This window comes from Enterobacter wuhouensis, assembly GCF_004331265.1.
In the GTDB taxonomy this organism is placed as follows: domain Bacteria; phylum Pseudomonadota; class Gammaproteobacteria; order Enterobacterales; family Enterobacteriaceae; genus Enterobacter; species Enterobacter wuhouensis.
In genome coordinates this window covers 39,589-50,296 of the sequence record NZ_SJOO01000004.1, presented here as the reverse complement: position 1 = coordinate 50,296, position 10,708 = coordinate 39,589, and the positions used below count along the sequence as shown (strand labels likewise).

Genomic DNA, 10,708 nt, shown 5'->3' with positions numbered 1-10,708 from the left:
TTAGTGTTTGCTCCCTCTCCCCGTGGGAGAGGGTTGGGGTGAGGGCATCAAGCCGCACATCTTAGAGCTTCGCAAACACCTTGCGCGCCGCGTCGATGGTATTATTGATATCGTCTTTGCTGTGCGCCACGGACATAAAGCCCGCTTCGAACGCGGACGGTGCCAGATACACGCCTTCCTCCAGCATCAGGTGGAAGAAGCGCTTAAAGCGTTCAACGTCGCACTTCACCACGTCCTGATAGCAGGTCACGGTTTTCGCATCGGTGAAGAAAATCCCGAACATGCCGCCCACGTGGTTAACTACCAGCGGAATACCGGCTTCTTCTGCCGCTTCCAGCAGGCCATTTGCCAGCTGCGAGGTCAGGTCGGTCAGGGTTGCATGAATACCCGGCTGCGCCACTTCGGTCAGACAGGCGAAACCTGCGGCCATCGCGATCGGGTTACCGGAGAGCGTACCCGCCTGGTAAACCGGGCCGGTAGGCGCCAGAGCTTCCATCACATCCTTACGACCGCCGAACGCGCCGACGGGCATGCCGCCGCCGATGATTTTGCCGAGGCAGGTCAGGTCCGGCTCAACGCCGTAGTACGACTGTGCCCCAGCCAGCGCCACGCGGAAGCCGGTCATCACTTCGTCGATGATCAGCAGCGCACCGAACTCATCGCACAGGGCGCGCAGGCCCGGCAGGAAGTCTGGCTGCGGTGGGATGCAGTTCATGTTGCCCGCGACCGGCTCAACGATGATGCAGGCAATTTCCTGCGGATACTGCTCGAACGCCGCACGAACGGTGCTGAGATCGTTATATGTGCAGGTCAGGGTGTGTTTGGCAAAATCTGCAGGCACGCCCGGTGAGTTCGGCTGACCGAGGGTCAGCGCGCCGGAACCGGCTTTAACCAGCAGGCAATCCGCATGGCCGTGATAGCAGCCTTCGAATTTGATGATTTTGTCGCGACCGGTAAAGCCGCGCGCCAGGCGAATGGCGCTCATGGTCGCTTCGGTCCCGGAGTTCACCATGCGCACCATGTCCATGGTCGGGACCAGTTCGGTCACCAGCTCCGCCATTTTGACTTCCATCTCGGTTGGCGCACCGAAGCTCAGGCCACGCTGGGCGGTCTCGATGACCGCATTGCGGATCGCCGGATGGTTATGACCCAGCACCATAGGGCCCCAGGAGCCGACGTAATCGATGTAGGCTTTGCCGTCGACATCAAACAGGTACGCGCCGTCAGCACGTTCGATAAACAGCGGCGTTCCGCCTACGCCGGTAAAGGCGCGAACGGGCGAGTTCACGCCGCCTGGAATTAGCTCGCGGGCTGCACTGTAGAGGTTTTCAGACTTGCTCATGGCGTCGTTCCTGGTTCGTATAAAATGATTAAGCGCACTATTCTAAGTGATCCGCCGTACGTTATGAAATTTTTGCCTCCTTAATGCATAAACAAATGTTAAGGATTTTTCAGGATACGGGGCGATGGTCTCTGGTAAACTCCTTGCGGCGATTTGTATGACGAAAAAAGAACAGGCAATGAAAGCAGAATCTCCCTCTTTTGAACAACAACAGTTTGCGCGCGCGCAGCACCGTATCAGCATCCGGCGACTGCTTAATCGCGACAAAACGCCGCTGGCGATCCTGCTGGCCGCCGCCGTGGTCGGTATCCTTGCGGGTCTGGTCGGTGTCGCCTTTGAAAAAGCGGTGAATGTCGTGATCAACTGGCGCATAGGTACAATTGCCGAGTATGCAGAAAGCAAATGGCTGGTGTGGATTTGGGCATTCGGCTTATCGGCCCTGCTGGCTATGGTGGGCTATTTTCTGGTGCGCAAGTTTGCGCCTGAGGCCGGTGGTTCGGGTATCCCGGAAATTGAAGGCGCGCTTGAAGAGCTGCGTCCGGTGCGCTGGTGGCGGGTCATTCCTGTGAAGTTTATTGGCGGCATGGGCACCCTGGGGGCGGGGATGGTGCTCGGACGAGAGGGGCCAACGGTTCAGCTTGGCGGGAACGTCGGGCGCATGGTGGGCGATCTGTTTCGGATGCGCAGCGCCGAAGCGCGCCATACGCTGCTGGCAACGGGGGCTGCAGCCGGGCTTTCCGCGGCGTTCAACGCGCCGCTGGCGGGCATCCTGTTTATCATCGAAGAGATGCGCGCCCAGTTTCGCTATAACCTGATCTCCATTAAAGCGGTGTTTACCGGCGTGATTATGTCGAGCATCGTTTTTCGCATTTTCAACGGCGAAGGCGCGGTGATTGAGGTAGGGAAACTCACCAATGCGCCGGTGAATACGCTGTGGCTGTATCTGATCCTCGGCATGATTTTTGGCATCGTTGGCCCGCTTTTTAATACCTTCATCATTCGCACTCAGGATATGTTCCAGCGCATTCACGGCGGGAAGACAACCAACTGGGTGCTGGTGGGCGGCTTGCTGGGTGGGGTATGCGGCATCATCGGCCTGATAGAACCCAACGCAACGGGCGGCGGCTTCGGGCTGATCCCTATTGCCGCTGCGGGAAATTTTAGCGTCGGTCTGCTGCTGTTCCTCTTTATTTCGCGGGTGATCACCACGGTTCTTTGTTTCTCTTCCGGTGCGCCGGGCGGCATTTTTGCGCCAATGCTGGCGCTCGGTACTTTGCTGGGAACGGCGTTCGGCATGGCCGCCGCCGCAGGATTCCCGGCGTACCATCTTGAGGCGGGAACATTCGCCATTGCCGGTATGGGGGCGCTGCTGGCGGCCTCCCTGCGCGCCCCGTTAACCGGCATTGTGCTGGTTCTTGAGATGACCGACAATTATCAGCTCATATTGCCAATGATCATTACCTGCCTTGGCGCGACACTATTAGCCCAATTCCTGGGTGGAAAACCGCTATACTCCACCATTCTTGCCCGTACCCTGGCGAAGCAGGAGGCTGAGCAGGCCGCGTCGCGGAATACTTGAATGAATTACCAGGGTATTAGATAATGAAAAAAAGAATTGGGTGATTTTTGCCCAATTGCAGTAAGCAGTATTCATGGGAGCATAAAATGAGTGATGACGTCGTAGCAGTGCCGCTCGAATTTACCGAAGCAGCAGCCAAAAAAGTGAAAGTCCTGATTGCCGATGAAGACAATCCGGATCTGAAACTGCGTGTTTATATTACCGGTGGCGGCTGCAGCGGCTTCCAGTATGGCTTTACCTTTGACGACCAGATCAACGACGGCGATATGACTATCGAGAAGCAGGGCGTCGCGCTGGTGGTTGACCCGATGAGCCTGCAATATCTGGTGGGCGGCGCGGTTGATTACACCGAAGGTCTGGAAGGTTCGCGCTTCGTGGTGACCAACCCGAATGCGACAAGCACCTGCGGGTGTGGTTCTTCGTTCAGCATCTAAAAGGTGCGGGCTGATGCCCTCACCCTGGCCCTCTCCCTTTGGGAGAGGGAGAAAAGACTAAAAACGGTAACCTTGCGGTTACCGTTTTGCGTTTACCTGTCATCCAGCGCAAACGTCGGCAGCTTAAGGTGCCAGCGTATCGCCGCTAAGCGAATCACCAGCGTAACGACCATCCCCAGCATCGCGGCGTTCTCAAGCGGGACCGCAAAGGTGTAGTACGCCGTGGCGTGGACAATTCCGCCAACGATACAGGCCGTTGCGTAAATTTCGGTGCGCAGGATCATCGGCACTTCGCGCGCCAGAATGTCACGAATAATCCCGCCGCCCACGCCGGTCAGCACGCCCATACAAATCGCCACCATGGGGCCGGTGCCTGCATTAAAGGCTTTGTTCACCCCAATCCCCACAAACACCGCCAGACCGACGGCATCCAGCACCGGCAGCACCCATTTCGGCAATCTGCGGGGCTGGCGAACTAATGCAATGGTTAACATACAGGTGACCATCGCGACGACCAGGTCTGTCGGATCTTTAACCCAAAATACCGGGCCGTTGGCCAGCGCCATATCGCGGATCGTTCCACCGCCCACCGCCGTGACAACGCCAAGCACCAGCACGCCAAACGGGTCCATGCGTAGTTTTCCGGCGAGCAAAACGCCGGAGATAGCAAAAACGGCTGTGCCAAGAATATCCAGCCAATACACGAGCATCGTTAAATCCTCGAACGGGGTGTTTATGTTTTAGTGACTCTCCGCCAGTGCGGCACAGAGTTGTTTTGCGGCGAGGATAATACGCGGGCTGGCTCGTTCAAACCAGTCACCGTTGAGTGGGATCACCGGAATGTTGAGCTGGCCTTGCCAGAATTGTTCAATTTTAGGAATCTCGCTCGCACTTCCGACCACGACAATGGCCTGCGGCCGGCGAGCCAGAACCTGTTCCCGGCTGACCTGCGGCCACGGCACGCGGCTGGCAGCGAAGATATTTTCGCCCCCGCAAATCTCCAGGACCTGATTCTGTATAGAGCCTTGCCCGGTGGTGAACAGCGGTTGGCTGCCAAACTGCAGGAAGACGCGCTTTTTGCTGGGGGTGTCGTATTTATTTTTCAGCGCTGAGTAGTCGCTGAGCATCCGATCGGCCTCGGCTTCGGCTTTCACCGGCGTTGGGCTATAAGGCGCCAGCGCGCGAAGGGCCTGAGCGACCTGCTCGATGCTCACGGCGTCGACCCACATCACCTTGATACCCAGGGAGGTGAGCTGATTGACCTGTCGCTCGGCGTTTCCACCACGCCAGGCCAGCACGAGGTCAGGCTTAAGCGCCACAATGCGCTCAAGATTCATCCCTTGCCATGTCGACACTTGCTCAATACCGGCGGCCTGGGGCGGGTAGTCTGAAAAACTGCTGACTCCCACCGGCACGATCCCGGCGGCGAAAGCCAGCTCGGTGTTAGCGGGGGAGAGGGTAATCACACGCGGCGCGGCGAATAGCCACGCCGGTGCGAGCAGAAGCAGGGCAGCCAGCGCCCTTAGCGTAACTTTAGCCACGCGCCAGATTCTGCACCAGGCGTTCCACCATCACGGTGGACTGTTTTGCAGCAACGGCCAGGAACTCGTCAAAGCTCAGGTGAGACTGCTGATCGGCCACGTCGGAGATCGCGCGAACGACCACGAACGGAACGCTGAAGTTATGGCAAACGTGAGCGATCGCGGTCGCTTCCATCTCAACGGCCACCGCCTGCGGGAAGTTGTGACGGATTTTCGCAAGGCCAACGGAGCCGTTAATAAACGCATCGCCGCTGACGATCAGGCCGCGTACCGCGTTGAGGTTCAGTTCGGCGATGCAGGTTTCTGCTGCCGCAACGAGCGCATCGTCCGCTTTAAACCCGGCCGGGCAGCCCGGAAGCTGGCCGTATTCGTAACCGAACGCGGTCACGTCTGCATCGTGGTAGCGCGCTTCGTCAGAAACCACGATATCACCCACCTTCAGCGTCGGCGCCAGGCCACCCGCTGAGCCGGTATTGATGATGACGTCCGGTTTGCAGCGCTCAAGCAGCAGGGTCGCACCCAGCGCAGCAGCAACTTTACCGATGCCAGATTTCAGCAGAGCAACGTCAACGCCGTTCAGTTGGCCGGTATAGATCTCGCAACCACCAAGAGAGAGGGTCTGACGGTTCTCAATTTTGTCACGCAGGAGCGTAACTTCTTCTTCCATTGCACCAATAATGCCGATTTTCATAGATTTACTCGCGATGTGCCTTGTTAAGATGCATAGTCTATCATGCGGTTAAGGGGAAACGCATTCTCACGCGGGGGAGCACATGTCACCAATCGATTTTCGAACCAAAATTAACTGGCACCGACGGTTTCGTTCGCCGCAGGGCGAGAAGAGTGAACATGAGATCCTGCGAATTTTCGAAAGCGATCGTGGGCGCATTATCAACTCGCCGGCTATCCGCCGTTTACAGCAAAAGACTCAGGTCTTCCCGCTTGAGCGTAACGCCGCGGTACGCACGCGCCTGACCCATTCAATGGAAGTTCAGCAGGTTGGACGCTACATTGCGAAAGAGATTTTAAGCCGGCTCAAAGAGCAGCGATTGCTGGAAACCTATGGCCTCGACGAGCTGACGGGGCCTTTTGAAAGCATCGTTGAAATGGCCTGCCTGATGCATGACATCGGCAACCCGCCGTTCGGGCATTTTGGCGAGGCGGCGATCAATGACTGGTTCAAGCAGCGGCTTTTCCCTACGGATGCGAAGAGCCAGCCGCTCAGCGACGACCGCTGTACGGTGCGTGATTTGCGCCTGCGGGAAGGCGAAGAGGGGTTAAACGAACTGCGGCGTAAGGTGCGTCAGGATCTCTGTCATTTTGAAGGCAACGCGCAGGGCATCCGGCTGGTGCACTCTCTGATGCGTATGAACCTGACCTGGGCGCAGGTGGGCTGTATCCTGAAATACACGCGACCTGCCTGGTGGATGGGCGAAACGCCTGCCTCGCATAGCTATTTAATGAAAAAGCCGGGCTATTACCTCTCTGAAGAAGCCTATATTGAAAGGCTGCGTAAAGAACTTTCGCTGGCACCTCATGGCCGATTTCCACTGACGTGGATAATGGAAGCCGCCGACGACATTTCCTATTGCGTGGCCGACCTGGAAGATGCCGTCGAGAAAAGAATATTCAGCGTCGAGGAACTTTATCAGCATCTTTATGATGCCTGGGGCAAGCATGAAAAAGGTTCTCTGTTTGCTCAGGTCGTCGAAAATGCCTGGGAAAAATCGCGCTCAAATTCATTAAGCCGCAGCACTGAAGATCAGTTCTTCATGTATTTGCGGGTCAACACATTAAATAAACTTGTGCCCTACGCGGCCTCGCGTTTTATTGATAATTTGCCGATGGTGTTCAGCGGTGAATTCAATCATGCGCTGCTGGAAGATGACAGCAGCTTTAGCCAGCTGCTTGAACTTTATAAACACGTCGCTATGCGGCACGTGTTCAGCCACCCGGATGTCGAACAGCTGGAACTGCAGGGGTACAGGGTTATCAGCGGCTTGCTGGAGATTTATAGCCCGCTGCTGCAGCTATCCGTGGAGGAGTTTAGCGATCTGGTCGCAAACGAACGCGTGCGGCGGTTGCCAATTGAATCCCGGCTTTTCCAGAAACTCTCTACCCGCCATCGTCTGGCATACGTTGAAGCGGTCGGTAAGCTGGACAGGCACGCTGCACAATGGCCGGTGATGGAATATTATTATCGCTGTCGTCTTATCCAGGACTATATCAGCGGCATGACGGATTTGTATGCCTGGGATGAATACCGCAAGCTTATGGCCGTGGAATAATCCCGGAGTTTTGTAAAGACGACCAATAAATTTTTACTTTTTCCATAAACTTAATCCCGGAACTAAGCGGTATAAAACGAATCTGAGTTACACAGCAATTTTGCGTTATCGGGTAAATCGAGATTGAGAAACATGAAAAAAACCACATTAGCAATGAGTGCACTGGCTCTGAGTTTAGGTTTAGCGCTGTCCCCTCTGACTGCTACTGCAGCCGAGACGGCGTCGTCGGCAGCAACCGCGCAGCAGATGCCAAGCCTGGCACCGATGCTCGAAAAAGTGATGCCATCGGTGGTGAGTATTAACGTTGAGGGCAGCACGACCGTTAATACGCCGCGTATGCCGCGTAATTTCCAGCAGTTCTTTGGCGACAACTCGCCGTTCTGCCAGGACGGTTCGCCATTCCAGAGCTCTCCATTCTGTCAGGGCGGTGGCGCAGGCGATGACGGCCAGGGCGGTGGCGGCCAGCAGCAAAAATTCATGGCGCTGGGCTCGGGTGTCATCATTGATGCCGCAAAAGGCTATGTTGTGACCAATAACCACGTAGTCGATAACGCCAGCACCATTAAGGTTCAGCTGAGCGATGGTCGTAAATTTGATGCAAAAGTAGTGGGTAAAGATCCACGCTCCGATATCGCGCTGATCCAGATCCAGGATCCGAAAAACCTGACGGCGATTAAGCTTGCCGATTCTGACGCGCTGCGCGTGGGCGACTACACCGTTGCCATCGGTAACCCGTTTGGTCTGGGCGAAACCGTGACCTCCGGCATCGTTTCTGCGCTGGGGCGCAGCGGCCTGAACGCGGAAAACTACGAAAACTTTATCCAGACGGATGCGGCGATCAACCGCGGTAACTCCGGCGGTGCGCTGGTGAACCTGAACGGTGAGCTGATCGGTATCAACACCGCAATCCTGGCACCGGACGGCGGCAACATCGGTATCGGCTTTGCTATCCCGAGCAACATGGTGAAAAACCTGACCGCGCAGATGGTGCAGTATGGCCAGGTGAAACGCGGTGAGCTGGGCATTATGGGGACTGAGCTGAACTCCGAACTGGCGAAAGCGATGAAAGTTGACGCCCAGCGCGGGGCCTTTGTCAGCCAGGTGATGCCGAACTCTTCTGCGGCAAAAGCGGGTATTAAGGCGGGTGATGTGATTACCTCCCTGAACGGTAAGCCAATCAGCAGCTTTGCCGCGCTGCGTGCTGAAGTAGGTTCAATGCCGATTGGCAGCAAAGTGACCCTCGGCCTGCTGCGTGACGGTAAGCCGGTTAACGTGAGCCTGGAGCTGCAGCAGAGCAGCCAGAATCAGGTGGACTCCAGCACCATCTTCAGCGGTATTGAAGGTGCGGAGATGAGTAACAAAGGGGCAGATAAAGGCGTGGTGGTGAACAACGTGAAAGCGAATTCACCGGCTGCCCGTATCGGCCTGAAAAAAGGTGATGTGATCATGGGTGCAAACCAGCAGCCGGTGAAAAACATCGCTGAGCTGCGCAAGATCCTCGACAGCAAGCCTACCGTGCTGGCGTTGAACATTCAGCGTGGTGATACCTCTATTTATCTGCTGATGCAGTAATCCTCCCAGGCCCCTGCGGGTTGTCCGCAGGGGCTTTTCTCTTTTCTGTGACCCTTTCCACAAGTCCATACTTCTCCCTCAGACTTTGTGCATTCGCACAATGCGACCGCTGCTGAACTCCCCTATGCTTGAGCTCTGCTCACAGGAGGGTTACATGGCTGGCTGGCATCTTGATACCAAAATGGCGCAGGATATCGTAGCGCGCACCATGCGCATCATCGATACCAATATCAACGTAATGGATGCTCGTGGGCGCATTATTGGCAGCGGCGATCGTGAACGCATTGGGGAATTGCACGAAGGCGCGCTGCTGGTGCTGTCCCAGGGGCGGGTGGTGGATATTGACGATGCGGTCGCAAAGCACCTGCACGGCGTGCGTCAGGGTATTAACCTGCCTTTACGCCTCGAAGGGGAAATTGTCGGCGTGATCGGCCTGACCGGCGAGCCGGGATCCCTGCGCAAATACGGCGAACTTGTATGCATGACCGCCGAGATGATGCTCGAACAGTCGCGGCTGATGCATCTGCTGGCGCAGGACAGCCGCCTGCGCGAAGAGCTGGTCATGAATCTTATTCAGGCCGAGGAGCATACGCCCGCACTGAGCGAGTGGGCGCAGCGCCTGGGCATCGATCTGAACCAGCCGCGCGTGGTCGCCGTCATTGAAGTGGATAGCGGCCAGCTTGGCGTGGACAGCGCGATGGCCGAGCTGCAGCAGCTGCAAAATGCGCTGGCGACGCCGGAGCGCGATAATCTGGTGGCGATCGTTTCTCTGACGGAAATGGTGGTGCTTAAACCGGCGCTCAATTCCTTTGGCCGCTGGGATGCAGAAGATCATCGCCGCCGCGTGGATCAGCTCATCGCGCGCATGAAAGAGAACGGTCAGCTGCGTTTTCGCGTTGCGCTGGGCAACTATTTTACCGGGCCGGGCAGCATTGCCCGCTCGTGGCGTACCGCGCGTACCACCATGATGGTGGGCAAACAGCGCATGCCGGAAAGCCGCAGCTATTTCTACCAGGATCTGATGCTGCCGGTGCTGCTCGACAGCCTGCGCGGCGGCTGGCAGGCCAACGAGCTGGCGCGTCCGCTGGTTCGTTTGAAAGCAATGGATAACAACGGCCTGCTGCGCCGCACGCTACAGGCCTGGTTCCGCCATAACGTCCAGCCGCTGGCGACGTCGAAAGCGCTGTTTATTCATCGCAATACGCTGGAATATCGGCTTAACCGAATCTCGGAGCTGACGGGGCTGGATTTGGGAAACTTTGACGACAGGCTGCTGCTGTACGTGGCGCTTCAGTTAGACGAGCAGAGGTGAGGCACCCGGCCGACAAGTACAAGTAGGCCCGGTAAGCGTAGCGCCACCGGGCAATAAAACGGCTTATTTGTTGCGAGTTAACTTCTCAAGATCCGCTTCAATCTCGCTGATCTTGTTGGTCACAACGCTTTCCAGATGACGCAGGTCATCGAGGATCTTACGTTTGAGATCGACTTCGGTACGGTCGCGCTGGCAGATCTGATCGAGTTCATCGATCACATAGCGCAGGTTAGGGCTGATTTCCTGGACTTCTTTGTAACCCTGACCGATGCCATCGGCGACGACGGTCTTACGCTGGCGTGGATATTTAAACTTCACGCTTTTGGCGAAAAACTCTCCTTTGTCCTTATGAAAATAGATTTTTAGAATATCGTTATTGGCTTCCTGACGCAGACTGTAGCGATCGATTTCATCAGGATTGGTAATGCCCAGACTTTTCAGATTATCGTACATAGCGGTACCCTTATCTCAACATAACCTTTGAATAATTAACGAAAAAATCCTTTTCCGCTACCCTCAGATGCAAAAAGCGAGAGCATCCTTGAAAAACGGTACTCCATTTTCGCCTGTCGGCGCGCAAGCAAGGAGCATAAGCCTAACTCGTTTATTGTAGTTTTTGGCTACCCCGTCAAGAGGAAAT

At 56.1% G+C, this 10,708-nt stretch carries 10 protein-coding genes; 5 read left to right on the top strand and 5 right to left on the bottom strand.

Annotation, left to right across the window (positions count from 1 at the left end; all coding sequences use genetic code 11):
• Window positions 1-61 precede the first annotated feature (61 nt).
• On the bottom strand, window positions 62-1,342 hold the full coding sequence (hemL, locus tag E0L20_RS10345) for a glutamate-1-semialdehyde 2,1-aminomutase (RefSeq protein ID WP_131633889.1): 1,281 nt from the start codon (window positions 1,340-1,342) through the stop codon (window positions 62-64).
• A gap of 178 nt (window positions 1,343-1,520) precedes the next feature.
• Between hemL and clcA the strand changes: the two genes are divergently transcribed.
• Together clcA and erpA are read left to right on the top strand one after the other, a co-directional pair.
• Complete coding sequence (gene clcA / locus E0L20_RS10340; protein ID WP_131634226.1) at window positions 1,521-2,921, top strand: H(+)/Cl(-) exchange transporter ClcA; 1,401 nt, start codon at window positions 1,521-1,523, stop codon at window positions 2,919-2,921.
• 86 nt (window positions 2,922-3,007) lie between these two features.
• Complete coding sequence (gene erpA / locus E0L20_RS10335; protein ID WP_119938428.1) at window positions 3,008-3,355, top strand: iron-sulfur cluster insertion protein ErpA; 348 nt, start codon at window positions 3,008-3,010, stop codon at window positions 3,353-3,355.
• A gap of 92 nt (window positions 3,356-3,447) precedes the next feature.
• On the opposite strand, the gene E0L20_RS10330 is transcribed toward erpA, so the two are convergent.
• From E0L20_RS10330 to mtnN, 3 genes are read right to left on the bottom strand one after another with little or no spacing between them, the layout of a single operon-like run.
• Window positions 3,448-4,065, bottom strand: a complete 618-nt coding sequence (locus E0L20_RS10330) for a TRIC cation channel family protein (protein ID WP_131633888.1) — start codon at window positions 4,063-4,065, stop codon at window positions 3,448-3,450.
• Window positions 4,066-4,095: 30 nt separating this feature from the next.
• Entirely contained in the window at window positions 4,096-4,896 is an 801-nt protein-coding gene (gene btuF / locus E0L20_RS10325; RefSeq protein ID WP_131633887.1) for a vitamin B12 ABC transporter substrate-binding protein BtuF, read from the bottom strand.
• Window positions 4,889-5,587: a 5'-methylthioadenosine/S-adenosylhomocysteine nucleosidase gene (gene mtnN / locus E0L20_RS10320; protein ID WP_131633886.1), complete on the bottom strand. Its 699-nt coding sequence runs from the start codon at window positions 5,585-5,587 to the stop codon at window positions 4,889-4,891. Before mtnN ends, btuF begins: the two co-directional genes overlap by 8 nt.
• Window positions 5,588-5,669: 82 nt before the next feature.
• Between mtnN and dgt the strand changes: the two genes are divergently transcribed.
• The 3 genes from dgt to cdaR all read left to right on the top strand — a co-directional run bounded on the left by dgt (window position 5,670) and on the right by cdaR (window position 10,068).
• Window positions 5,670-7,184, top strand: coding sequence for a dGTPase (dgt, locus tag E0L20_RS10315; protein WP_131633885.1), 1,515 nt, complete (start codon window positions 5,670-5,672; stop codon window positions 7,182-7,184).
• 132 nt (window positions 7,185-7,316) lie between these two features.
• Window positions 7,317-8,756: a serine endoprotease DegP gene (gene degP / locus E0L20_RS10310; RefSeq protein ID WP_131633884.1), complete on the top strand. Its 1,440-nt coding sequence runs from the start codon at window positions 7,317-7,319 to the stop codon at window positions 8,754-8,756.
• A 154-nt stretch (window positions 8,757-8,910) separates the two neighbouring features.
• Window positions 8,911-10,068, top strand: a complete 1,158-nt coding sequence (gene cdaR / locus E0L20_RS10305; RefSeq protein ID WP_131633883.1) for a DNA-binding transcriptional regulator CdaR — start codon at window positions 8,911-8,913, stop codon at window positions 10,066-10,068.
• Between the two features lie 63 nt (window positions 10,069-10,131).
• Here the strand turns inward: cdaR and E0L20_RS10300 are convergent, their stop codons facing one another.
• Window positions 10,132-10,521: a DUF3461 family protein gene (locus E0L20_RS10300; RefSeq protein ID WP_010426739.1), complete on the bottom strand. Its 390-nt coding sequence runs from the start codon at window positions 10,519-10,521 to the stop codon at window positions 10,132-10,134.
• Window positions 10,522-10,708: the final 187 nt, after the last annotated feature.